The organism is Mycobacterium neglectum (genome assembly GCF_002591975.1).
GTDB lineage: Bacteria > Actinomycetota > Actinomycetes > Mycobacteriales > Mycobacteriaceae > Mycobacterium > Mycobacterium neglectum.
In genome coordinates this window covers 13,952-37,656 of sequence record NZ_NVQE01000036.1, presented here as the reverse complement: position 1 = coordinate 37,656, position 23,705 = coordinate 13,952, and the positions used below count along the sequence as shown (strand labels likewise).

Below are 23,705 nucleotides of genomic sequence, written 5' to 3'. Positions count from 1 at the left end.
CTCAGCGCTGGGTGCTGCCCGCGTCCACCGGAAGCGAAACGGACGTGATGTACCGGGCCTCGTCGGAGGCCAGGAACAGGCATGCATTGGCGACGTCGACGGCTTCGACCCACGGGATGGCAAGCATGTTCATCGAACACGCCGACTCGGCGAACTGCTCGCGGGTCACGTGCTCGAGGTCCGGCCGGAACGCCGCGCGGACATGGTCATTCTGAATCATCGGGGTGTCCACGTTGGTCGGATGCACCGTGTTGACCCGGATATTGTGCGGCGCAAGTTCATTGGCCAGGCTGCGCATCAGGCCGACGACTCCGTGTTTGGCCGAGGTGTAGTGCGCCACGCCGACCAACCCCCGCAGGCCCGCGATGGAGCTGATCAGAATCATCGACCCGGCGCCGCGTTCAATGAGATGTGGAGCCGTGGCGCGACAGGTGCGCCACACCCCGGTCAGGTTGATATCGAGCATTGTCTGCCAGGCGTTTTCGCTCAGTTCGGTGGCTAGCCCGCGCGACGTGATCCCCGCCGTCGCGCAGACGACGTCGAGGCCGCCGAGCTGTTCGACACCACGGTCAGTCGCACCCTGCACGGCCTCGGTGTCGCGGACGTCGACGACCTCCGCGACGACCCGGCCACCCGCTTCGGCGACCAGCTCGACCGTCTCGTCGAGGTCGGCCCGGGTGGCGGGTGGTGTGACGACGGTGTCCACCGGACCGCAGATGTCGAGCGCGATGATGTCGGCGCCCTCCTGCGCGAACCGCACCGCCTGCGCGCGCCCGATGCCCCTGGCCGCCCCGGTGATCAAGGCGACCTTTCCCTGCAAGCGATCCATGGTCATACCTTCTGCGTCAGGCCGGCATCGACCACGATCTGGGTTCCGGTGATGTAGCGGCCTTCGTCGGAGGCGAGGAACACGACGGCGTTGGCGATGTCGACAGGCTCGACCCATCCCACCGGCAACAGGTTGCGCGCCTTGAGGACTTCGGCGGCGTCGGCCGCCGTCGGGTTCGGCAGATCGGGACACAGACGTCGAAACGTCGCCTCGTTGAGCACCATCGCGGTGCCTACCGCCCCCGGATGAACGGTGTTGACCCGAATTCGCTGCGCGCCCAGTTCGTTGGCCAGCGTGCGGGCAAGGCCGACCAAGGCATGCTTGCTGGCGGTGTAATGGGCGGTGTTGGCGGTACCGCGTAATCCGTTGGTGGAGCTGATGATCACCACCGATCCCCCGCTCGCGCCGATGTGTGGCACCGCCGACTTCACGGTGTGCCAGACGCCGGTCAGATTGATGTCCAGCGTGTTCTGCCAGGTTTCCTCGCTGAGTTCCCATACCGGTGCACCCGCGGTGTGCACACCGGCGTTGGCGACGACGACGTCGAGCCGGCCCAATTCGCCGACGGCGGCGTCGATCGCGGCGGACATCGCCTCGGCGTCGCGCACGTCGGCCGTCGCGGCGACGCATCGCCGACCGCGATCGCGCACCTGCGTCGCCGTGTCGCCCAAATCATCGGCGAGCGCGGCGGCATCGAGAGCGATGACGTCGGCACCTTCGTCGGCGAACCGCTGGCAGTGCACGCGGCCCGTTCCCCTGGCGGCGCCGGTCACGACGACCACCTTGTCGTCGAGTCCCGACATCACTGCGCCTTCGAGAGGCTGAACCCTTTGTAGCCCGCAGCCACGACCTCGTTGCAGATGTCGAGATAGGTGGCAAACCCGCCGATGAACAGCATGAAACCCCGAGGCTTACCAGGCACATTCGCCCCCATGTACCAGGAGTTCGCCCTTGTGAACAGCGACGCCTCCGCCCGACGGCTCAGTTCGGCGTTCCAGTCCTCGACGGCGTCGGCCGTCGCCTCGATGGCGGTGTGACCGTGGTCGTCGAGATAGGTGATGGCCTCGGCGATCCAGTTCACGTGGGCTTCAGCATGCAGCACCATGTTGGCCAGCACGGCGGGGGCGCCGGGGCCGGACACCATGAACAGATTCGGGAAATCGTCGACACACAATCCGAGATAGGTACGCGGTCCGTCGGCCCAGTCGTCGCGCAACGTGTGCCCGTCGCGTCCGACGATCTCGATCTTGGCCAAGGCGCCCGTCATCGCGTCGAAGCCGGTGGCGAGCACAATCGCATCGACATCGAAACGGGCCTCGGAGGTGTTGATACCCGTCGCGTCGATGGACTCGATCGGTGTCCTGCGCACGCTGACAAGTTCGACGTGCGAGCGGTTGAAGGTCTGAAAGTAGTTGGTGTCGGTGCAGATCCGCTTGGTGCCGATCGGGTGGTCGTTCGGAATCAGCAGATCGGCGACGTCGGGATCGTCGATGACGCCGCGGACCTTTTCCTCGTAGAACCTGCGGGCCTCGTCGTTGGCTTCGATGTCGGTCATCTGGTCGCTGAACGTCTTGGAGAACAACACGCCGCCGAGTTCCCATCGTCGTTCGAAGGCCGCCCTGCGCTCCTGCGCGCTGGCCTCCATCGTCAGCTTGGGATGTGCGATGTGCGGTGAGCCGCCGCCGCTGCGCCACGACAACCGCCGTCGCTCGTCGTAGCCGGCCTTGTAATCGGCAATGTCCTGGTCGGTCAGCGCTCGATTGCCCGCGGGCACACTGAAATTCGGAGTGCGCTGAAAGACGACGAGCGAATCCGCCTGATCGGCGATGATCGGTATCGACTGGATGCCGGATGAGCCGGTGCCGATCACCGCGACGCGCTTGCCGGTGAAGTCGACGGCCTCTTTCGGCCAATGCGCGGTGTGGTACACCTCGCCCGCGAACGTGGGCAAGCCTTCGAAGTCCGGCGTCAACGCCGCCGACAGCGGTCCCGTCGCCATCACACAGAACCGTGCGCTGACCGACTCCCTCTCGTCAGTGCTCACTGTCCAGCGCAGAGCCGTCTCGTCGAACACCGCCGATGTGACCCGGGTATTGAACGTGATTCCGTCGCGCAGGTCGAGTGTGTCGACCACCCAGTTGAGGTAGCGCAGGATCTCGGCCTGCGTCGCATACTTCTCGCTCCAGGACCATTGCTGTTGCAACTCGTCGGAGAACGAATAGCAGTAGTCGACGCTCTCCACGTCACAGCGCGCACCGGGATACCGGTTGAAGTACCAGGTGCCGCCGACCTCCGGCGCGGCCTCGAATACCCGCGTCGTCAATCCCAGGGACCGGAATTTGTGCAAGGCGTAGATTCCGGCGAACCCTGCGCCCACGACAATGACGTCCAAGACATCCACGTCTGTCTCCTTGCTCACCACCACACGGTAGGACGTCGCACGGGTCGAACCGGGCAGTTTCCCGGTGACTGGACGCTCCCGAGTTCCTCTCCCGGACACCGGGCCGCCACCGTCCCCAGCGGGCAACGGCACCATATCGATTATCGACGTGCCCCACTCATGCCGCGAAGGACGGTGCGGCCCGTGGGTGATCTTGGCCTGTCGGTCGCGACCCGTCTCCGACGCGGTGCACATCGAGTTCTGAAAACCAGCCGTCCGCTGATCGGGATCGGCTGCGGCGCGACCGCGATCTGCGGTACACCATCAATCAAGCCCACAGAGTAAGGACGAAAGCATGACCGAGCGGGTAATCGACCGGGTAATGGAGATGGCCGGCCAACTGCGCGAGCAGGGCGCCGAGGCCGAGAAGATCGGCCAGCTCACCGACCAGACGACCAAGGCCATGAAGGCGGCGGGCAACATCCGGCTGCTTCAGCCTTCCAAGTACAGCGGCTACGAGGTCCATCCGCGCGAGTTCGCCGAGACCGTGATGGCGACGGCGTCGCTGGATCCCGCTGCGGGATGGGTCAACGGTGTCGTCGGCGTGCACCCCTACCAGCTGGCCTATGCCGATCCTCGGGTGGCTGAGGAAATCTGGGGTTCCGACGTCGACACCTGGGTCGCGTCCCCCTATGCTCCGCAGGGCGTGGCCAAGCCGGTTGACGGTGGATATATCTTCAACGGGCGCTGGCAATTCAGCTCCGGCACCGACCAGTGCGAGTGGATCATCCTCGGTGCGATGCTGGGCGACTCCGACGGCAAACCGCTGATGCCGCCTCAGATGCTGCACATGATCCTGCCGCGCAAGGACTACGAGATCGTCGAGGATTCCTGGAACGTGGTCGGCCTGCGCGGCACCGGATCCAAGGACGTCATCGTGCGCGACGCGTTCATCCCCGACTACCGGACGATGGACGCCACCGAGGTGATGGACGGCACCGCCCAGCGCAAGGCCGGGATGACGTCGACGCTGTACCTGATGCCGTGGTCGACGATGTTCCCGCTGGGCATCACGTCCGCAGTGATCGGCATCGCCGAAGGGGCGCTCGCCGCCCACCTGGACTACCAGCGCGACCGCGTCGGCGCCTACGGGGCAGTCAAGGACGATCCGTACGTCATGTACGCCATCGGCGAGGCCGCCGCCGACATCAACGCCGCCCGCCAGGAGTTGCTGGCCAACGTCGACCGGATCTACGACATCGTCGACACCGGTGCGGAGGTGTCATTCGCGGACCGTGCCGCCGGACGCCGGACGCAGGTGCGCGCGGCGTGGCGTGCGGTCGCCGCGGTCGACCAGATCTTCGCCCGCTCGGGAGGCAACGCGTTGCGGATGGACAAACCGCTGCAGCGGTTCTGGCGCGACGCACACGCGGGCCTGGCCCACGCGATCCACATCCCGGGCACGCCCTATCACGCGTCCGCGCTGAGTTCGTTCGGCGTCGACCCCGAGGGTCCGCTGCGGGCGCTGATCTGACAGATGAGCCTTCTCAAGAGCCTCGGCTACATCACCGTTGCGGCCGGCGATATCGACCGGTGGCGTCAGTTCGCTTTTGGCGTCCTGGGATTCGCCGAAGGAAAGGGTCCCGATCCGTCGGCCCTGTACCTGCGGATGGATGAGCGGGCCGCGCGCATCATCGTCGTACCCGGCGACGTCGACCGGGTTCTGACGGTCGGCTGGGAAGTGCGCGACCACGCCGCGCTCGAGGAAGTCAAGGCCAACCTCGACGCCGCCGGAGTCGTGTTCAAGGAGCTGTCCGCGGCCGAGGCCGACGAGCGGCGGGTCGAGGAAGTGATCAGCTTCTCCGACCCTGCGGACACGACGGTTGAGGTTTTCCATGGTGCGGTGCTCGACCACAGTCCGGTGATCACCCCGTTCGGCGCGCGGTTCGTCACGGGCGACCAGGGGCTCGGACACGTGGTGATGCCTGCGATGGATGCGAACGGTCTGTTCGACTTCTACACCGGCGTCCTGGGTTTCCGCTCGCGCGGCGCATTCCGGGTGCCTGCACCGCCCGAATTCGGCCCGATACGTGTGCGATTCCTCGGCATCAACGAGCGGCACCACAGCCTGGCCATCTGCCCGGCGATGAACCAGGACAAGCCCGGTGTCGTGCACGTCATGGTGGAAGTCGACAGCCTCGACGCCGTCGGGCAGGCGTTGGACCGCGTCAACGCGGAAGGATTCCAGCTCTCCTCGACGCTGGGCCGCCACACCAACGACAAGATGGTGTCCTTCTACGTCCGCGCGCCCGGCGACTGGGACATCGAATTCGGCACCGACGGCATGCGAGTCGACGAACGGTATTACACCGCCGAGGAAATCACCGCCGACAGCTACTGGGGTCACCAGTGGATGGGCGAACCGCCAGCCGCGATGCGGATGTAGCCGATGGATACCGACGTCTATCCCAAGTCCGTTGATCAGATCGAGAGTTGGGACTACGAAGCCGATGTCGTGATCGCGGGGTACGGCATCGCCGGCGCGGCCGCGGCGGCGGAAGCCGCCTCGGTTGGCGCCGACGTGCTCGTCCTCGAGCGCACCGGAGGCTGGGGCGGGGCAGCCGCCATGGCCGGCGGGTTCATTTACCTCGGCGGCGGCACCGCGCTGCAAAAAGCATGCGGCTTCGACGATTCGGTCGACAACATGGCCGCGTTCCTCAACGTGGCGATGGGACCGGGCGCCGATGCGAACCGTGTCGGCGACTACTGCGCGGGGAGTGTCGACCATTTCGACTGGCTCGTGCGCTGCGGTGTGCCGTTCAAACCGGTGTTCTGGGGTGAGCCCGGCTGGGAGCCACCCGGCGACGAAGGCCTGATGTTCACCGGCGGCGAGAACGCCTTCCCGTTCAACACGATCGCGAAACCCGCTCCGCGGGGCCATATTCCGCAGATGTCGAACAAGAAGGCCGGCGAAGCCAGCGCCGGCTACATGCTGATGAAGCCGCTCGTCGATACCGCGACCTCGTTGGGGGTGCGGGCGGTGTACGACGTCCACGCGTCCTCGCTAGTCGTGGAGTCCGACGGCCGCGTCGCCGGCCTGGTCGCGCGCCAGTACGGTAAGCAGGTCGCGATTCGCGCGCGGCGCGGCGTCGTCCTCGCCGCGGGCAGCTTCGCCTACAACGACGCGATGCTGGCCCAGTACGCGCCGAAGCTCGTCGGACGCCCCGCGGCATCGATCGAACAGCATGACGGACAAGCGATCCGGATGGCCCAGGCGCTCGGTGCCGATCTCGCGCACATGGACGCCACCGAGGTCGCATTCCTCATCGACCCGCAGCAGACGGTCCGCGGCATCCTCGTCAACGGGCGCGGACAGCGCTATGTACCCGAGGACATGTACTCCGGCCGGATCGGGCAGCTCACGCTGTACCACCAGGACGACACCGCGTACCTGATCATCGACGGCGACGCGCAGGAAGAGGCCATGGCGGCAACGTCGGCGACTCCGTTCCTGAAACGTCCGGCCACTTGGGTATGCGACTCGGTTGCCGAACTCGAAGCCGAGATCGGCCTCCCCACCGGAACGCTGCAAGCCACCGTCAGCGTCTACAACGACAATGCGGCACGCGGCGAGGATCCGTTGCTGTACAAGAAGGCCGAATGGTGCAAGCCCATCGGCACACCTGTCGGCGCGATCGATCTTCGGGCCAGTTGCGCCGGTTTCACCCTCGGCGGCCTGCAGACCACGCTGGACTCGGAGGTGCTGCACGTCAGCGGCGCGCCGATCCCCGGCCTCTACGCCGCTGGCCGCTGCACCGCGGGCGTGGCCGCCTGGGGCTACGCCAGCGGGATCTCGCTGGGTGACGGCAGCTTCTACGGCCGTCGGGCGGGGCGCGCCGCAGCCAAGGGCTGAGACTCTCCCCGTCCGCTGATTTGTGCACCCAGGGCTGCTGTCCTGGGTATTTCACGACCCTGGCCGCACAATTCACGCTGCCGATTCGCCGTCAATAGTGACAGCCGCCACAGCTCTATGCTACAACTAGGCATATAACTATTAGTTATATAGCAGGAGGCGTCATGACCACGGCCGTCGAAACCCCCAGTGCCGTCATCGATCGGGTGTCGCTGGTGTTGGACGCCTTCGACGGGCCGGGACGGCTGACACTGGCCCAGATCGTGCGCCGGACCGGTCTGCCGCGGTCGTCGGCGCACCGCATGCTCGAGCGATTGGTTGCTCTGCGCTGGCTGCGCCGCAGCGGGCGCGACTACGAGCTCGGGATGCGACTCGTCGAACTCGGCTCACTCGCCGTGCACCAGGACCGGCTACACCGCGCCGCGATTCCACTACTGCATGATCTGCACCGCGCGACCGGGCTGGTCGTCCATCTCGCAGTACTCGACGGCTCCGACGTGGTCTACCTCGAGAAGATCGGCGACCGGATGGTGGCGGCGATTCCCACCCGAGTCGGCGGGCGCCAGCCGGCACATTGCGCGGCGGTCGGCAAGGCCATGCTGGCTTACAACGATGAGGCCGACGCCGTCGATCTGGCCACCCGAAAGACCAGGTACTCGATCAGTACACCGGCGCAGATGCGCGACGAACTCGTCAAGGTCCGTGCCCGCGGGGTGGCCTTCGACCGTGAGGAGTCGCTTGCCGGATTCGGTTGTGTCGCAGCAGCGATCGGTGCGCCGGGCGATGCCGTCGCAGCGGTATCGGTGTGTGGACCTATGAGCCGAATGGCGTTCGACCAGCGCCTGGCCGCGCCCGTGCGGATGACGGCGATGGGCATCTGGCGCGATGTCGAGGACCGGGTGGCACCGACGCTGCAACAGGCGCGGCCCCTTCAGCGCGTCTCGGCATGAACCTGGACCCCCAGATCGCGGGGATCATCGAAGCCCTCGACTCCGGATTCCCGCCCGTGCACACAATGACCGGTGCGCAGGTCCGCGCGGCGATCCGGTCCCGCTTCGTCGCGCCAGAGTCCCCCGAAGAGGTCGGCGAGGTCATCGACGCATCCGTCCACGGACCGGCAGGTGACATCGCGGTGCGCATCTACCGCCCCGCTTCGGCGGCCGGCCCGGTGCCGACTCTGGTGTACGCCCACGGCGGCGGATTCGTGTTCTGCGATCTGGACAGTCACGACGGCCTGTGTCGCGCGTTGACGAATCTCATTCCCGCCGTGGTTGTTTCGGTCGCCTACCGGCTCGCGCCGGAACATCCGTGGCCGGCGGCCGCCGAGGATGTCTTCGCGGTGACGCACTGGGCCGCCCGCAATGCCGATGCGCTCGGCGGCGATGCACGCCGGATCATCGTCGGCGGTGACAGTGCGGGTGGTCACGTCGCGGCGTCGGTCGCACTGATGGCGCGTGATCGCGGAGCACCCGCGCTGGCGGCCCAGCTGCTGCTCTACCCGATGATCTCCCCGAACTTCGACACGGAGTCCTACCTTGCCTACGGCGAGGGCTTCTACAACCCTCGCACCGCCCTGCAGTGGTACTGGGACCAGTACGTACCCTCCCCTGCCGACCGTGGGCATACCTACGCCGCACCGCTGAACGCGGATCTGCGCGGGCTGGCGCCGGCGGTCGTCGTCACCGCAGGCCACGATCCCTTGCGAGACGAGGGAATTGCGTACTGTGATGCACTGGACCGCGCAGGAGTCCCGACGACTCACCTCAGCTACGACGGCGGCATCCACGGGTTCATGACGATGCCGATGTTGGACCTTGCGCAGCAAGCGCGCAAGGAAGTATCCGGACACGTGGCCGCGCTCTTCGTCGGGACTGCCCGTGGCTGATGTGTACGTCGTCGACCGTGTGGTGACACGACCGGGCTGCGCCAAGGACTTCATCGACTGCTACCTCGCCGAGTACACCCCCGGCGCCCGTGAGCGTGGAATGTCGTTGCGCGACATACTCGTCAGCCCGCCGATCTGGTTTGCCGACCAGAGCAACGTCGTGACGATCACGTGGTCGCTACGCAGTGCTCGAGAGTGGTGGGAGATGACCTGGAAGGGCAGGCCGGATCCGGAACTGGCTCGGTGGTGGGACAGCATCGGCCACCTCGTGGTGGAGCGTGATCGCTCTGTGGCCGCGGCGGCCAACGATGTCGACAGCCTTTGCGATGTTTAGCGTCACGCGACTCATCGATGTGCCCGCTGGACACCTTGTCCGGGTTGCGGATTCGCTCCAGAAACTTACTGCCGACTGCGGGGCACATCACGCGGTGGTGGCACCTACGCTCGCCGGCAGCCGCAACGGCGGTGATCTTCTGATGCACCTGCGGTTCGAACGCAAGGACAACTGGCAGTCCGTTGCCGCCGAAGTCGAGACAACGCTTACTGATCCGGCGATCACGCGGGTGAATGGAGCCGACTACCACGGTGCGCCCACCGTGATAGCCGAACGCACGCCTGGCACGGTGTACCGAACGCTGTTGCTACGGGTGGAAGCGGACGCGGGTGCCGAGAAGGTGGACAAGTTCGAGGCAGACCTTCGCGCCCTGCCCGGGTATGTATCGTCCATCAGCGCCTGGCAGTTGAGCCGGCCCGCGCATACGGTCGGCGCGACCGAGTGGACGCACGTTTTTGAGCAGGAGTTCTCCGACGCCGACGGGATCATGGGCCCGTATCTGATGCACCCTTTCCACTGGGCTGTCGTCGACCAGTGGTTCGACCCGGAATGCCCGAACAGCATTGTGCGCGCGAGGGTATGTCACAGCTTTTGCGAATGTCCGCCAACGGTGTTGCGCTAGATACAGGCGGGCAGAATGTTGGGGTTGGCCGTCGCGGGCGGTTCCAGTGGAGGCAGCAACGTGGCGCCATCGAGGCTATGCACCGGTAGCTGCACGGACCACGGATAGTGCAGGCTGAACGCCACCAGCCCGGTGCGTTCCGCGGCCGGCCTGTGACACATCGCCAGTACCGTCTCGGCCAGATACTCCACCGGTTCCGTCGGAAAGCTCTCCGGGATCAGCTGTGACGCACCGGGTGTGCGCACCGCAGTGGAGGGCCCCACGCAATTGACCGCGATGTTGGCTTCGAGCAGTTCGGCCGCTACGCCCTGCGTGAACCGATGCAAAGCCGCCTTCATCGACGCGTAGACCACATCGCCGGAGGTCTTGTTGTACTCGCGGTACGGCCGCACCGGCGCCACTCCGGTCACCGATCCGATATTGACGATCCAGCCCGCGCCTTGCTTACGCATGTGCGGCACCGCAGCCTTGGTGAGGACGAACGGTACGCGCACGTAGTGCTCCACGGTGCGTTCGAAGGTGTCCAGGGACATGTGCTCGACCACCGCATAGTCGGCGAAACCCGCGTTGTTGACCAGGATGTCGAGGCGACCCGCGGTGTCGAGCACCCGTTGCACGAGGTGGTCGCGATCGTCGGGATTCTCGAGGTCGGCCGCCATTCCGATCGCCTTGCCTCCGGCGGACTCGATCAGCTCAACGGTTTCGCCGATGGTGCCGGGCAGTGCCGAGGACGACCCTCCGCGTACGGACGGCGACGGCTCGTAGGAGCGCGCCGTCACCACCACCGTCGCGCCCTCGGCGGCCAACCGTTGCGCAATCGCCCGGCCGATCCCCCGGCTGCTGCCGGTGACCAAAGCCGTTTTGCCGGTGAGTAATTGCGTCATTGCAGCAAGAAGTCCTCTTCGATCGGCGCCCGGTGCTGATGCCAGAGGTCGACCAGCCGATACGGGGTCGCCACCACCACTCGCCCCGACCCGGATCGATAGTAGGTGTGCGCGTTCGGGGTGTGACACCACACGGTGCCGGCCATCGCCTTGTCGATACCGCCCACATATTCGTCGTGGGCATCCTGCGTGACTTCCATGATCTTTGCATCGCGCAGCGCCATCAGTTGCAGGCACTCGACGACATAGTGCGCCATCAATTCCATCGAAAAGTTGGCGCCCGCGCCGTGGCCGGGGCTGTAGTTCGGTGCCGAGTTGATGAACAGGTTGGGGAATCCCGGGACGGTGCCGCCGCGATACGCGCGCGGATTGTCGCCCCACACGTCGGCGAGTTTCTGCCCACCCCTGCCGCGAATATCGATGGTGGACAGGAAGTCCAGATGGTATCCGGTCGCATAGATGATCACGTCGAGGTCAATCTGCCGACCATCCGCGGTGACAATTCCGCGTTCGTTGACGATCGCTGGTTCGCTGGCTTCCACGTCGACGTGGTCACGGGTGAGCGCCGCGTAATAGCCTCCCGGGTCACGGATGATGCGCTTGCCGTATGGCGCGAAGTCCGGAGTGACTTTCTTCGCCAGTTCGGTTCCCGCACCGAAGGTTCGGGTGATGTAGTCCATGCACAACGTCAAGAGCACGTCGTTCGCCGGGGATATCGACAGGTGGTCCTTCGCCCACTCCGGATCCCGCAGGATGACGGGATAGTTGTTGTCAGAGGTGCCCCAATAGGACTTCAACCGGTGCCAGTTCGCGTAGTACGGCAGCCGGCGGCCGAGGTAGCGTCGGTGCCCCGGCACGTCGTCAGTTGGCCGCTTGCGCGGTGCCACCCAGTGCGGCTGCCGTTGGAACACCGTCAGATGCTCGACCTGGTCGACGCACGAGTCGACGATCTGGACAGCTGTGCAGCCCGCACCGATGACCGCCACCCGCTGTCCAGTGAGATCCAGGGCCTCATCCCACTGAGCGGAGTGAACGCTGATGCCCGCGAACGTCTCCCGGCCGGGGACCTCAGGCCATCGCGGGCGGTTGAGGTAGCCGGCGGCGGTGACCACAACGGACGAGTAGGTGACGTCGCGGTTGCCGTCGCGGTCGACCGAATGGATCTGCCACTGCTCGCGCTCTTCGTCCCACCTCAGCGCTTCCACCTCGGTACCGAATCGTGTCCGCTCGCGCAGTCCGTACTTGTCCGCAAGAGCGACCAGGTAGGCCTGGTACTCCCCACCCTGGGGGTAGTAGCTCGTCCAGTCGGGGTTCACGTCGCGGGACAGCGAGTAGTACGCCGATGGCGTGTCGACGCCGATGCCCGGATAGTTCGTGGTCAACCATGTGCCGCCGACTTCGGAGTTTCGATCGAAGATCTCGTAGGTGACTCCTGCGTCGGCAGCGGCGAGTGCGGTGATGATTCCGGCAAGGCCCGCTCCGACGACGGCCACCGTCATCGTCGCAGGAATTGGCACGGTGCGCGGCAGCGTCGGCTGCGACAGCTGAAAGCCGCCCTGCTCGAGCAACAGCGGGACGAACTCGTCGTCGACCTCCGAGCCCAGCGCAACCGGCAGCAGCAGCCTGAAGAACTCGGGGTCGTCGGCGGCCAACACGCCGTCGGACCGCGGCCGCCCGAGCGCCTCGACGACCGCCGATACGAGCACTTCCGCTGTCTCAGGGTCGGTGACGCCGGCCCGCTCGGGTGGATCGGGAACGTGGGAGATCGCCGGTCCGAAACGATCGATCACCGTTGCGTCGCCGGTGAGCTGAGCCAACACCGCGACAAGCACACCGGGGTCGGCCTGGCGCAAGTTGGCCTTCAGTTCATGCGAATCAACGTCGTTCGAGGCCGCCGTCGTTTCGGCATCAGTCGTCACGACAGTCGAGTATCGGGGCGTTGGCCGGCGCCGGCGCGGCGACTGTCTACTGAGCGGGACACGTGTCGGTAGCGATCCCACGACCCTGTCTACGCTCCGGCGATGCAACGGGTGCACTACGACGCTGACCACCGCGCCTTCGCCGAACTGGCGGGCGATTTCGCGGCCAAGGAGGTCGCACCTCACATCGCCGGCTGGGAAGTCGACGGCATCATTCCCCGTGAGGTGTTCGCCAAGGCCGGTGGCATCGGGCTGCTCGGCTTCGCCGCCGACGAAAGCTTCGGCGGAGTCGGCGCCCGTGACTTCCGCTACAACCAGATCCTGATCGAAGCGTTCATGGACTCCGACTGCGGCGCGGTGGGACTCAGTTTCGCCGTCCACAACGACATCTGCCTGCCGTACCTGGCAGACCTGACGACGCCCGAACAGCAGGACCGGTGGCTACCCGGCTTCGTCAGCGGCGATCTGATCGCCGCCATCGCCATGACCGAGCCCGGCGCCGGATCCGATGTCGCCGCCATCCGCACATCCGCCGTCGACGCCGGCGACCACTTTGTCGTCAATGGCGCCAAGACGTTCATCACCAACGGGCAGAACGCGGACTTGGTCATCGCCGCGGTGCGCACTTCGCCCGACCGTCACCGCGGCCTGACCCTGCTGGTGCTCGAGCGCGGCATGCCTGGCTTCGCACGCGGACGCAACCTGGACAAGCTGGGACTGCACTGCCAGGACACCTCCGAGCTGGTTTTCACCGATGTGGCGGTCCCCAAGAGCAATGTGCTGGGTGAGGTCGGCCGGGGATTCGCCGAGATGATGAAAAACCTTCCGCAGGAACGCATGCAGATCGCCGTTGGCAGCCTGGCCCGCGCCCGCGCCGCATTGCGCTGGACCATCGACCATGTGCGCGAGCGCTCCGCATTCGGCAAGCCGATCGGCGCGCTGCAGAACACCCGTTTCGTGCTGGCCGACGTGACCACCGAGGTCTCGGTTGCCGAGGCGTTCATCGATCGGTGCGTCATCGAGCTCAATGCACGCCGGTTGTCACCCGCCGATGCCGCGAAGGCCAAGCTCTGGGCAACGGAGATGGAGTTCCGTTGCCTCGACTCCTGCCAACAACTGTTCGGCGGCTACGGCTACATGCGCGAGTACCCGATCGCCCGCTCGGCGATCGATGCTCGGGTGACGCGGGTATACGGCGGTACGTCGGAGATCATGCGCGAGATCATCGGTCGCGACCTCGCGCTGGTGCCGAGAGACTGAGGACGACAATATGCAGGTCCGTAGCCATTCGCTGGGCGACATCCCGCGCCGGTCGGCCCGCCGCTGTCCCGACAAGGTCGCAATCGTCGACGGTGCTGTCGGGTTGACGTTCGCCGAATTCGACGAACTGGTCGATCGGGCTGCGGCGGCGCTGCGGGACAACGGTTTTGCGCCGGGCGACCGGATCGCGCTGTTGGCCCGCAACTGCTGGCAGTACGCGGTGCTGGCATTCGCCACTGCTCGCGCCGCCGTCGTTCTCGTACCGATCAACTTCATGCTCACGGCCGAGGAGATCGCCTACATCCTCGATCACAGCCAGGTCCGCGGTGTGATCGTCGAGCATGACCTCATTCCCGTCGCCGCACAGGCGATGACCCGGGGTGGCATGGTCACGACGAAGGTGGTGTTGACCACCGGCGAGCAGCGAACGCCGGCCGGGTGGGACGACTTCGCCCTCTGGCTGACGACCACGACTCCCGCGCCGGACCTCACAATCGACGACGATCAGCTGCTGCGCCTGATGTACACCAGCGGCACGGAATCCCGGCCGAAAGGTGTGATGCATTCCAGTCGCAGCCTGATGGCGAACTACGTCAGTTCGATCGTCGCGGGGTCGATGGAATCCGATGACGTCGAAATCCACTCGATGCCGCTGTACCACTGCGCACAGCTGGACAACTTTCTGGCCACCGACATCTATCTCGGTGCGACCAGCATCATCCTTCCACGACCCGATCCGGAGTTGGTTCTGCGCGGCATAGAAGCCCATTCGGCGACCAATTACTTTGCCCCACCGACAGTCTGGATCGCACTGTTGCGGTCGCCCATTTTCGACCAGGTCGATCTGAGCAGTCTCCGCAAGGGGTATTACGGGGCATCGGCCATGCCTACTGAGGTGCTCCACGAGATCCGTGAACGGTTACCGAATCTCGCCCTCTGGAATTTTTACGGGCAGACGGAGATGGCGCCGCTTGCCAGTGCGATGGGGCCCGACGACCAGCGCGACCACGCCGGTGCGGCCGGCAGACCCGCGATCAATGTCGAAACCGCCATCGTCGACGACACCGACCATCCCGTAGAGCCCGGAACGATCGGCGAGATCGCCCACCGAGGCCCGCATCTCATGCTGGGTTACCTCGACGACCCGGTCCGTACTGCGGAGGCATTCCGCGGTGGATGGTTCCACTCGGGAGACCTCGGTTACTACGACGAATTCGGGCTGCTGCGGGTGGTCGACCGCAAGAAGGACATGATCAAGACAGGCGGCGAGAACGTCGCCAGCCGCGAGGTCGAAGAAGTTCTGTACCGCCACCCCGGCGTGGAGGAAGTCGCTGTGTTCGGCATTCCGCACCCGGTGTGGGTCGAGGCCGTGGTGGCGGCGGTGGTGATCCGGAACGGGGGCACGACCGACGAGCACGAACTGATCAAGCATTGCCGCGCCCACCTTGCCGGTTTCAAAACCCCCAAGCAGGTCTTCTTTGTCGACAGCCTTCCGAAGAACCCCAGCGGCAAGCTGCTCAAACGCGACCTACGCACCCGATTCGGGTCGGAAAAACCGTTCCACTCACCGGACGCCTCCGTGCCGCAGTGAATGTGGCGACGGTTGACTGGCGGCCATGAGCGACGCCATCACGCTGTCCGAAGTCCAGGAATTCCTCGCCGGCTTTTGGTTCCACTACGACCAAGGGCACTTCGACGAGCTGGCGCTCCGTATCGGCGACGAGATGGAGTATCTGAGCCGATCGGACTCTGGCGCGTGCCCCTTTGAGGAGCTGCTGGCCGCCGAACTACACGGCGGCGCCGAAACGCTGGCGTGGCTGATCCAGCACCGCAATGAGAACCCCTATCCGTTGCGCCACCACGCGACGAACATCTTTCGCACAGGCACCGACGGAGCGATCACGAATGTGCGCTTCTATCTCTACGTAAACCAGATCACCAATAACGTCCCTTTCGATGTGTCCAGCGGTGTGGTCGACGTCGGCATCCGCCGCGGAGATCGCGGCCTTGTGTTGACGTCCATGAATGTTGTGCTCGACGCCGAGGATTCGATTCCGTTCGCCGAACACAGCGCCAAGAGCTCGGCCATCGCCGGCGCGTGAGGACGCCATTCGATGGCGGCGTCGCCGTCATCACCGGTGCGGGAGCCGGCATCGGTGCCGGCCTGGCACGCCACGCCGCAGGCCTTGGCATGACGGTCGTGCTGGCCGACATAGACGGCGCCGCAGTGGCCGCGCTCCGCGACGAGTTGACCGCTGCCGGTGGCGCGGCGGTAGACGTCGAATGCGACGTACGCGACGCCGATGCTGTCGAGCTTCTCGCCGAGCGTACGTACCGCGACATCGGACCGGTGCGGCTTCTGGTCAACAATGCGGGCATCGAGCAGTTCGGCTATCTCTGGGACACCCCGGTCAAGAACTGGAATCGGCTGGTGGACATCAACATCAGCGGAGTCTTTCACGGCGTGCGCGCCTTTCTGCCGCAGATGATCGCCGCCGGTGAACCCGCCTGGGTGTGGAACCTCTCGTCGATCGGCGGCGTCGTCGCCGTCCCTTTGCAGTCGCCCTACATCATGAGCAAGCACGCCGTGCTGGCGCTCACCGAGTGCCTACGACTCGAGGTCGAACTGGCCGGCCATAACCACATTCATGTGCAGGCCGTGCTACCTGGCGCCGTGGTGTCCGACATCTTCGACTCCGCCGGAGGTGTGGACAGCGGCGATGTCACGGCAGCCGAGTCGCAGCGTCGCGCCATGCTCGACATCAAAGCCGACGCCATGGATCCGCTCGCGGCCGCCGAAGCCGTGTTCGAGCAGGCCGCCGAAGGGCGCTTCTACCTGCTCACCCAACCCGACTACGTCGGCTCGGCAATGGCCGAACGTGCAGAAGTCCTTGTCTCCCAGAAGCCGCCGGCGCTGCGGGCAGGCCGTCGTTTCGACCCGGGCCACTAGTGAGACTCGACCCCGACGCCGCAGCCCGCATGGCGTCGTTTGGCCCGATACCGCCGATGCGAGTGCGTGGCCTGGCGGCCGTGCGGGACGCGATCGAGTCCGCACCGCACCCAGACGACATGGCGCCCATGGCGAATATCGAGGATTGCGCGATCCGCGGGCCAGCCGGTCAGATTCCCGTCCGGATCTACCGACCCTCGACCGCGTCGATAGCGCCGGTGCTGGTCTACTTCCACGGCGGCGGCATGGTGATGGGGTCCAACCATTCGTTCGAGCCGCTGGCGAGAACGCTTGCCGCCCAGTCGAACGCCACCGTCGTGTCGGTGGATTACCGTCTCGCTCCGGAGTGCCCCGCACCTGCCCAGTTCAACGACGCACTTGCGGCCGCCGAATGGGTTGCGGGGCAAGGAGAGCAGTTGGGCGTCGACGTTACGCGGCTGGCGGTCGTCGGCGACAGTGCGGGTGGCTCGCTGGCCGCGGCGGTGGCCCTGGCGGCCCGGGATCACGGCGGGCCCGCCATCTGCTGTCAGGTGCTGCTCTACCCGGGCCTCGACCGCGACATGATGGCCGAGTCGATGGTCGCGCTCCCCGATGCGCCGATGCTCAGCCACGACGACATCCTCTACATGCACGAGCTCGCCGACGCCGGCAGCGGCGCGCCGCACGACCAGTACCGGGTGCCGGCATACGCTACCGACTTGAGCGCACTGCCGCCCGCCATAATCGTTACCGCAGAATGCGATCCGATCCGAAGCTGGGGTGAGCGCTACGCGTCGCGACTGCGAGACGCAGGGGTGCAAACCACCGTGACGCGCTATCCGGGCGCCGGTCATGGGTTCTTGATGCGGTCAGATGCCACCGCCCGCGGAAGGCTGGCAATCGCGGAGGTGTGCGGGCTTCTACGCGCGAAATTCGACAACCCGCTGCGGTTCTGACGTCCACGGAGTGGTTGGGCGAAGTACGTCAACGCAACAATCTGATGAGCTAACACCGCCGGCTGCCAGATCCTCTCAGAAAGGTATGAACTCCACGCATGCACATCACCATGGGGCTTCCGACCCTCTTTCCCCACGGGCGCGAGACAGAGCTCTCCTGGTACCGCAAGATCGACGAAGGGCCGTGGCACGGCCTTGCCACCTACGAACGAGTGCTCTATCCAGACAGCTGGTCGGTCGTCCCGCAGCTCGCCGCCGCGGCAGCGATGACCGAGCGCGTGCGGCTGTGGACCGACGTCATCACGCTCCCGATGCGGAACCCGGTTATGTTCGCGAAGGACCTGGCGACCATAGATGTCCTGTCCGACGGGCGCCTGACCCTCGGGGTCGGCATCGGCGCTTGGGATGAGGACTACATCGCAGTCGGCAGCTCACTCGACCGGAAACGTCAACGCATGGACGAGGCCGTAGCGGCGATGCGGCGAGTATGGGCCCAGGAGCCACCCGTGGAGGGACACCATCCCGCAGGACCCGCGCCGGCGCAGATCGGCGGCATACCGCTCGTCGCCGGCGTGATCGGCCCCAAGGCGCTTGCTCGAGCTGCGAAATGGGCTGTGGGGGTGAGCGACCCGGCGCATTCACTTCACTTCGACGCCGAGGCATTGGCTGCGCAGCGTGATCGCGTCATCCAGGCGTGGCAGGCGGCAGGCAGAGCAGAACGACCGCACTTCTCCGCGCCGATCTGGTTCGCACTCGGTTCAGACCCGGAGAACCAGCTCAGAGAACATGTGCGGGACTTCTGGGACCAGGACGTCGCCGTCACCGGACCGGCGTCCTCATACCTGACGGCCCCGGCCGCGGGGACGCTGAACTGTGGAGCATCCGGGCTTCTCGCCGCCGTGAACGGCGCACGCGAAGCGGGTCTCGACGAGCTCAGGCTCGTCCCGACGACCGCCGACCCCGACGAGATAGACCGAGCGCGCGAGGTGCTCGGTATCTGATCCGGCCGCTCGGTCGGAAACCCGGCGGGCCCTGCACGCGAAGTTCGCTCATCTGCTGCGGTTCTAGCGCGAGAACGTGTCTCCCGATCACCGGACAGTCACGGCCCGCCGGTCCCTGATCGTCAGCACAATCGAGCCAACGAAGTCAGTAAGGAGACCATGACATGCTCACGAACGAGCGGCGAATGGAGCTTTCCGATGTGTTGCGGCCCGCTGCGCCGCCGCGGGAGATCGACAATGTCTACACGGCCGACCAGAAGGAGCGGTTACTCGACGTCGTCCGCACCGAGGGGCCATGGCGGCTGATCATTGCGCAGCACTTCGCCTCGGCGGAAGAGCTGATGGCAACGATGAGTGGCATGTTCCCCGAGGGCTTCGAGCCGTCGCTTGACCTCTTCCTGACCCCCACTTTCCGTGGTTACCTGGCCAACTACGGCGCGGTGCTCTACCCCGAATTGCACGACTGTTTCTACAACGAGCAGTTCCTGACCACGGCGAAGAGCTACTGGGGCGCGCAGTACGCGAAGCCGGAGTTGATGCTGTTCAACATCAACGGCCCGTGTGCGAACCGCGACCCCGGCCACCTCGACTCCCCCAGCTTTCGCGGCGTCCGTCACGAGAACGCGCCGACATGGCTGTGCAGTGTGATGGGCAAGTCTGGGCTGTTCACCGACTATCTGATCAAGATGGCTCAAGTGATCACGTGGTTCTCCCTGGACGAAGGTAGCGGATTCACGTACTGGCCGAATGGTCCGCTGAAGGCGCCGCAGCGGGTGTTACCGCCGATCAACAACCGCGGCGTGGTGGTGCAGAACGAGATGATGGTGCACCGAGGCGAAGCGAACGGCCCACTCGAACAACAGATTCCGACCGGGCTGGCTTTCGACACGGTTTTCACCGGCGACCCGGCCGATCGCAACCAGTGGCTGCTCAAGAACGGTGACGACGTGATCGCCCGCCACCACACAGACGAGTTGCGGTTCCTGGTGCACTGGTCAGCCGAGGTGTTCTCCGACTTCGACGAGCTGAAGAAGAACATGGACGGCTCCGATGACCTCACCGCCGAGAAGGCCATCGACATGATGGTCGACGACCTCAGCCACAAGGGCATCAAACTCGATATTCCTGGCGAGCCGATGCACGATCCGGCCTTCATCGGTGCGCTCAACGCGGCCTACGATCTCGGTGGCCCGGCGGCATATCCGGCGGAGGCGCCGATCAGCGCATTCCAGCTGGCTTGAGAGCAAACACATGAACTGCGAATGCACAGAGCGCCAGGCAATCATCGATGTGCTCAACGCGTATGCGACATGTCTTGACGCCCGTGACTGGTTGGGGCTCGACGACGTATTTCATCCGCAGGCCGTGGGCGTTTACGGCGCGACACTCACTGGGCGAGCGGCGATCATCGAGTCCATCCGCAGCTTTCTCGGCGGGTGCGGGCCGTCGCAACACCTTCTCGGCAACTACCAGATATCCATTGATGGCGACAACGCCGAGTCCTCGACCAAGGCGCGCGTACTGCACGTCGGGACCGGCGAGCGCGCTCAGCTGACCCCCTACGAGGCGATCGGCTTCTACCGCGATCGACATGTCCGCACAGCCGACGGATGGCGAATCATTCACCGCCACTTCGATGTGCAGATCACCCTTGGAGATTTCAACGTCCTCCAACCGGCTTGAAAGGAGCGATCGTGCAGAGGTTCGGCGACCGCAGGATCATCGTCACCGGTGCCGGTTCAGGAATCGGACAGGCCACCGTCGCCCGTCTGCTCGAGGAGGGCGGCACGGTCGTCGCGTTCGACGTGTCTGCCGAAGGACTCGCGAGAACAACGGCTGCTGCCGAGGACGCGGGTACGGCCAAGAGGTTGACGACCGCCGTGCTGGACATCTCGGACGAGGTTGCCGTGGGCAACGAGGTGGCAACTGCCATCAACACACTCGACGGGCTGGATGTGCTCGTCAATGCCGCAGCCATTCAACTCTGTGCCCACACCCACGAAAACACGCTGCACGACTGGAACACCACTCTCGCGATCAACCTGACGGGCACGTTCTTGATGACGCGGGCTTCACTTCCCGCGCTCATCGACTCCGGCCGCGGCGTCGTCGTCAACTTCACCTCCACCGCAGCGACTTTCGCGCATCCATACATGGCGGCGTACGCGGCGAGTAAGGGCGGTGTCCTGGCGTTCACCCATTCGCTGGCGCTCGAGTATTCAAAACAGGGACTGCGGGCAGTGAACATCCAGCCGGGCGGCGTATCGACCGCCTTGGCCAACAGCACCCTCGACAAGATGCCCGCGGGATACGACCTCGGACTGTGGGCCAAGCAGACGCCATTGCTGCACGGCAGAGACAGCGAGATCCTTGGCGATCCCAGCGCTGTCGCGTCGGTGATCGCGATGGTCGCCTCCGACGACGGAGCCTTCATCACCGGCACCGAGATCCGCGTCGACGGCGGCGCCCACGCCTGACGTTCAGCGCACCACCACTGAACTGGGCTCGCGCGGCGCGCCCATCATCTCGCGGTGCGACGGCGGCTGCCGACCGTCCTCGTCCGTGATGCCGTAGCGCTGGGCGATCTCCGCGCCGATCACCGTGTGGCCGGACAGCTCGGCGAGGCCCGGGTCGTGATACAACGCATTGATCAAATGTCCGGTGAATCCAGGGGTTTCGGCGTGCTCAGCCGTCTTGGCCAGCGCGTCAGGATGGCCGGCAAACGCGGCGCGGAAGCGGTCGGTGAGCAGGATCCCCATCCAAATCGATACCGTGGACACCCCGGTACCGCGAAAGTCGACGGCCATATCGGCCGCCATTTTGTCCACACCCGCCTTCTGGGCACCGTAGGCCGGGCCGTGCATGTAGCAGACCGATCCCGGTGACGACGTGAACGCGATCAGTCCGCGGCGGCGGCGCACCAACAACGGCGCAGCGTAAAACGACGCGACATACGCCGACCGCAGTCCGACGTCGAGCACGTCGCCCAGCTCGAGTGGCTTCTCCCAGAACGGCTTCGGACTGACCAGGTCGTCGTGAATAGCGGCGGCGTTGTTCACCAACAGGTCCAACCCACCCTGTTCATCCTCGACCCGCTCGAACAACGCGGCGACTGCGAGGTCGTCACGGTGGTCGACGGGGACAGCGATACCACCATCACCGGGGTCGCTAACGGTTCTGCCGGTCAGGTACACGCGCCACCCGTCGGCAACAAGTGCAGCGGCGATGCCGCGCCCCGCGCCGCGACTGGCCCCTGTCACGACCGCCACCGGCGGTTCAGTGTCTGTCACAGGATTGAAGTTACGTGCTCACCCGCGCTGATTCATCGACCACCGGCAGATCGCCGGTGCGCACCGCGTCGACGATCGAGTCGGTCAACGCTGAGCAGCCAAGGAACAAGCCGCGCTCCGAGTGCGCGGCCAGGTGCTGCGCGTCGCGTCGCTCCAGGCAGGATGCCTGCGCCTCGGCGGTCCACTGCACGCTGGTCTGATTCCAACTGCTCTTTCGCGCCGATACGCAGGCTCCGCAGCGGCGACAGGCAACCGGCACCATCGGGGAGTCGGCAAGGCGGTTGTCGGGCCGGACGCCCATCAGGCGGTTCCGGACCTCGCCGCTTGCGCGCTGATGTTCTCTTCGACGACCTTCATCCACTCCTCGTGCGGGCTGGTGGTGTCGAGTTCGTATTCGAAGCGGTCCACCATGTCGGGCTCCACATCAGCGGCATCAACGTAGAACTGCTCATACCACCGGCGCAGCTGGTAGACCGGTCCGTCTTCCTCGCACAGCAGCGGATTGTCGATGCGTGCCTTGTTCTTCCAGATCTCGACATCCTGCTCGAAGCCCACCTTGACCCAGTCGCCGAGCGCGATCGCCGACTGCATCGCCGCATCACCGGGCAGCGTCTGCGACTTCTTGACGATGATGCCGTACTGCAGCACAAAGGAAGTCGCATCGATCGGATAGTGGCAGTTGATCAGAATCGTGTTCTGATCGTCGTTCTCGAAGTGGTAGGTCAGGTCGTCGATCATGAACGACGGGCCAAAGTACGACGCCACCGAGGTGGTACCGAGCAGCCGGGGCTGCCCCTCGGGATTCGGGATGTCGCCGCGCGAGCCGCCGTTCATGTACTGCGTGGCGACATGGCCCTCGAAGATGTTCTTGAAGTGCGTCGGCAGCGACCCGTGGATGTAGAAGAAGTGCGCCATGTCGACGACGTTGTCGATGATCTCGCGACAGTTGGTGTTGACGACGGTGGTGTACCAATGCCAGTCGGTCCAGTCGGCACTCGTCGCGCCCTCGATACGCGGGATGGCGACCTCCGGCGGCGGGGGCTTGCGCTCGGGGTCGTTCCACACGAACAGCATCCCGTCCTGTTCCAAGGTGGTCCACGTCGCAGTGCGGGCCAGCCGGGGTGTCCGCTTGCTGTAGGGCACCTTCTTGCATCGGCCGTCGCCGCCCCACCGCCAGTCATGGAACGGACAGGCGATCTCGTCGCCCTTCACCTGCCCCTGGCTGAGATCTCCGCCCATGTGGCGGCAATAGCCGTCGAGCACGTTGATCTTGCCGTCGCCGCTGCGGAACACCACAAGCTTCTCGCCGAAGGCATGCACCGCGTGCGGTTCACCGTCGCCGAAGTCCCTGGTCAGCCCAAGGCAGTGCCAGCCGCGGGCGAATCTGGTCGGCGCTGCCGCGGCTTCGATCTGCCGAATCTCGTCGGTCTCTGAGGTCTCTGACTGCAACGTCATGACCTCGTTTTACTCCCGCGACACAGCTTTCGGAGCCGATCGTCCCGC

24 protein-coding genes are annotated in these 23,705 nt (G+C 65.4%); 16 read left to right on the top strand and 8 right to left on the bottom strand.

Annotated elements, in window-relative coordinates; all coding sequences use genetic code 11:
* Nucleotide 1: 1 nt before the first annotated feature.
* The 3 genes from CSQ99_RS23270 to CSQ99_RS23260 are packed head-to-tail and all read right to left on the bottom strand — an operon-like array spanning nucleotide 2 to nucleotide 3,365.
* Complete coding sequence (locus CSQ99_RS23270) at nucleotides 2-829, bottom strand: mycofactocin-coupled SDR family oxidoreductase (RefSeq protein ID WP_176561169.1); 828 nt, start codon at nucleotides 827-829, stop codon at nucleotides 2-4.
* Between the two features lie 2 nt (nucleotides 830-831).
* Nucleotides 832-1,632 (bottom strand): mycofactocin-coupled SDR family oxidoreductase, encoded by an 801-nt coding sequence (locus CSQ99_RS23265; RefSeq protein ID WP_099041363.1) that lies wholly within the window; start codon nucleotides 1,630-1,632, stop codon nucleotides 832-834.
* Nucleotides 1,632-3,365 carry a flavin-containing monooxygenase gene (locus tag CSQ99_RS23260; protein WP_245909052.1) on the bottom strand — a complete coding sequence of 578 codons (1,734 nt, stop codon included), beginning with the start codon at nucleotides 3,363-3,365 and terminating at the stop codon, nucleotides 1,632-1,634. Before CSQ99_RS23260 ends, CSQ99_RS23265 begins: the two co-directional genes overlap by 1 nt.
* A 199-nt stretch (nucleotides 3,366-3,564) precedes the next feature.
* Between CSQ99_RS23260 and CSQ99_RS23255 the strand changes: the two genes are divergently transcribed.
* The 7 genes from CSQ99_RS23255 to CSQ99_RS23225 all read left to right on the top strand — a co-directional run bounded on the left by CSQ99_RS23255 (nucleotide 3,565) and on the right by CSQ99_RS23225 (nucleotide 9,963).
* Complete coding sequence (locus CSQ99_RS23255; RefSeq protein ID WP_099041362.1) at nucleotides 3,565-4,743, top strand: acyl-CoA dehydrogenase family protein; 1,179 nt, start codon at nucleotides 3,565-3,567, stop codon at nucleotides 4,741-4,743.
* A 3-nt stretch (nucleotides 4,744-4,746) separates the two neighbouring features.
* Nucleotides 4,747-5,655 carry a biphenyl-2,3-diol 1,2-dioxygenase gene (gene bphC, locus CSQ99_RS23250; RefSeq protein ID WP_099041361.1) on the top strand — a complete coding sequence of 303 codons (909 nt, stop codon included), beginning with the start codon at nucleotides 4,747-4,749 and terminating at the stop codon, nucleotides 5,653-5,655.
* 3 nt (nucleotides 5,656-5,658) lie between these two features.
* Complete coding sequence (locus CSQ99_RS23245) at nucleotides 5,659-7,122, top strand: FAD-dependent oxidoreductase (protein WP_099041360.1); 1,464 nt, start codon at nucleotides 5,659-5,661, stop codon at nucleotides 7,120-7,122.
* 164 nt (nucleotides 7,123-7,286) lie between these two features.
* Nucleotides 7,287-8,072 (top strand): IclR family transcriptional regulator, encoded by a 786-nt coding sequence (locus CSQ99_RS23240; RefSeq protein WP_099041359.1) that lies wholly within the window; start codon nucleotides 7,287-7,289, stop codon nucleotides 8,070-8,072.
* On the top strand, nucleotides 8,069-9,007 hold the full coding sequence (locus CSQ99_RS23235) for an alpha/beta hydrolase (RefSeq protein WP_099041358.1): 939 nt from the start codon (nucleotides 8,069-8,071) through the stop codon (nucleotides 9,005-9,007). Before CSQ99_RS23240 ends, CSQ99_RS23235 begins: the two co-directional genes overlap by 4 nt.
* Nucleotides 9,000-9,341, top strand: coding sequence for a hypothetical protein (locus CSQ99_RS23230; protein WP_425437857.1), 342 nt, complete (start codon nucleotides 9,000-9,002; stop codon nucleotides 9,339-9,341). The genes CSQ99_RS23235 and CSQ99_RS23230 overlap by 8 nt, the downstream gene beginning before the upstream one ends.
* Nucleotides 9,334-9,963 carry a Dabb family protein gene (locus tag CSQ99_RS23225; protein WP_099041357.1) on the top strand — a complete coding sequence of 210 codons (630 nt, stop codon included), beginning with the start codon at nucleotides 9,334-9,336 and terminating at the stop codon, nucleotides 9,961-9,963. The genes CSQ99_RS23230 and CSQ99_RS23225 overlap by 8 nt, the downstream gene beginning before the upstream one ends.
* Here the strand turns inward: CSQ99_RS23225 and CSQ99_RS23220 are convergent.
* Together CSQ99_RS23220 and CSQ99_RS23215 are read right to left on the bottom strand one after the other, a co-directional pair.
* Entirely contained in the window at nucleotides 9,960-10,847 is an 888-nt protein-coding gene (locus CSQ99_RS23220; RefSeq protein WP_099041356.1) for an SDR family NAD(P)-dependent oxidoreductase, read from the bottom strand. The two genes, CSQ99_RS23225 and CSQ99_RS23220, sit on opposite strands and share 4 nt — an antisense overlap.
* Nucleotides 10,844-12,766, bottom strand: coding sequence for a flavin-containing monooxygenase (locus CSQ99_RS23215; protein WP_099041355.1), 1,923 nt, complete (start codon nucleotides 12,764-12,766; stop codon nucleotides 10,844-10,846). The genes CSQ99_RS23220 and CSQ99_RS23215 overlap by 4 nt, the downstream gene beginning before the upstream one ends.
* A gap of 102 nt (nucleotides 12,767-12,868) precedes the next feature.
* On the opposite strand from CSQ99_RS23215, the gene CSQ99_RS23210 reads away from it, so the two are divergent.
* The 9 genes from CSQ99_RS23210 to CSQ99_RS23170 all read left to right on the top strand — a co-directional run bounded on the left by CSQ99_RS23210 (nucleotide 12,869) and on the right by CSQ99_RS23170 (nucleotide 21,389).
* On the top strand, nucleotides 12,869-14,026 hold the full coding sequence (locus CSQ99_RS23210) for an acyl-CoA dehydrogenase family protein (RefSeq protein WP_099041354.1): 1,158 nt from the start codon (nucleotides 12,869-12,871) through the stop codon (nucleotides 14,024-14,026).
* 10 nt (nucleotides 14,027-14,036) lie between these two features.
* On the top strand, nucleotides 14,037-15,617 hold the full coding sequence (locus CSQ99_RS23205) for an acyl-CoA synthetase (protein WP_099041353.1): 1,581 nt from the start codon (nucleotides 14,037-14,039) through the stop codon (nucleotides 15,615-15,617).
* Nucleotides 15,618-15,642: 25 nt separating this feature from the next.
* Entirely contained in the window at nucleotides 15,643-16,128 is a 486-nt protein-coding gene (locus tag CSQ99_RS23200; protein WP_099041352.1) for a polyketide cyclase, read from the top strand.
* On the top strand, nucleotides 16,125-16,976 hold the full coding sequence (locus CSQ99_RS23195; protein ID WP_099041351.1) for an SDR family NAD(P)-dependent oxidoreductase: 852 nt from the start codon (nucleotides 16,125-16,127) through the stop codon (nucleotides 16,974-16,976). The genes CSQ99_RS23200 and CSQ99_RS23195 overlap by 4 nt, the downstream gene beginning before the upstream one ends.
* Before the next feature lie 29 nt (nucleotides 16,977-17,005).
* A complete protein-coding gene (locus CSQ99_RS23190; RefSeq protein WP_099041387.1) occupies nucleotides 17,006-17,911 on the top strand; it encodes an alpha/beta hydrolase in 906 nt (301 codons plus the stop codon).
* 98 nt (nucleotides 17,912-18,009) lie between these two features.
* Nucleotides 18,010-18,912, top strand: a complete 903-nt coding sequence (locus CSQ99_RS23185) for an LLM class flavin-dependent oxidoreductase (protein WP_099041350.1) — start codon at nucleotides 18,010-18,012, stop codon at nucleotides 18,910-18,912.
* Nucleotides 18,913-19,076: 164 nt separating this feature from the next.
* Complete coding sequence (locus tag CSQ99_RS23180) at nucleotides 19,077-20,153, top strand: hypothetical protein (RefSeq protein WP_099041349.1); 1,077 nt, start codon at nucleotides 19,077-19,079, stop codon at nucleotides 20,151-20,153.
* A 10-nt stretch (nucleotides 20,154-20,163) separates the two neighbouring features.
* Nucleotides 20,164-20,595 (top strand): nuclear transport factor 2 family protein, encoded by a 432-nt coding sequence (locus CSQ99_RS23175; RefSeq protein WP_099041348.1) that lies wholly within the window; start codon nucleotides 20,164-20,166, stop codon nucleotides 20,593-20,595.
* Between the two features lie 11 nt (nucleotides 20,596-20,606).
* Nucleotides 20,607-21,389 (top strand): SDR family NAD(P)-dependent oxidoreductase, encoded by a 783-nt coding sequence (locus CSQ99_RS23170; protein ID WP_099041347.1) that lies wholly within the window; start codon nucleotides 20,607-20,609, stop codon nucleotides 21,387-21,389.
* A 3-nt stretch (nucleotides 21,390-21,392) separates the two neighbouring features.
* On the opposite strand, the gene CSQ99_RS23165 is transcribed toward CSQ99_RS23170, so the two are convergent.
* Genes CSQ99_RS23165 through CSQ99_RS23155 form a run of 3 tightly spaced genes read right to left on the bottom strand, consistent with a single transcriptional unit; the run spans nucleotide 21,393 to nucleotide 23,657 of the window.
* A complete protein-coding gene (locus CSQ99_RS23165) occupies nucleotides 21,393-22,202 on the bottom strand; it encodes an SDR family NAD(P)-dependent oxidoreductase (RefSeq protein WP_099041346.1) in 810 nt (269 codons plus the stop codon).
* A gap of 10 nt (nucleotides 22,203-22,212) precedes the next feature.
* The gene (locus CSQ99_RS23160; protein ID WP_099041345.1) at nucleotides 22,213-22,503 is read right to left on the bottom strand and encodes a ferredoxin; all 291 of its coding nucleotides are present in this window, start codon (nucleotides 22,501-22,503) and stop codon (nucleotides 22,213-22,215) included.
* On the bottom strand, nucleotides 22,503-23,657 hold the full coding sequence (locus tag CSQ99_RS23155) for a 3-ketosteroid-9-alpha-monooxygenase, oxygenase component (protein ID WP_099041344.1): 1,155 nt from the start codon (nucleotides 23,655-23,657) through the stop codon (nucleotides 22,503-22,505). Before CSQ99_RS23155 ends, CSQ99_RS23160 begins: the two co-directional genes overlap by 1 nt.
* Nucleotides 23,658-23,705 lie beyond the last annotated feature (48 nt).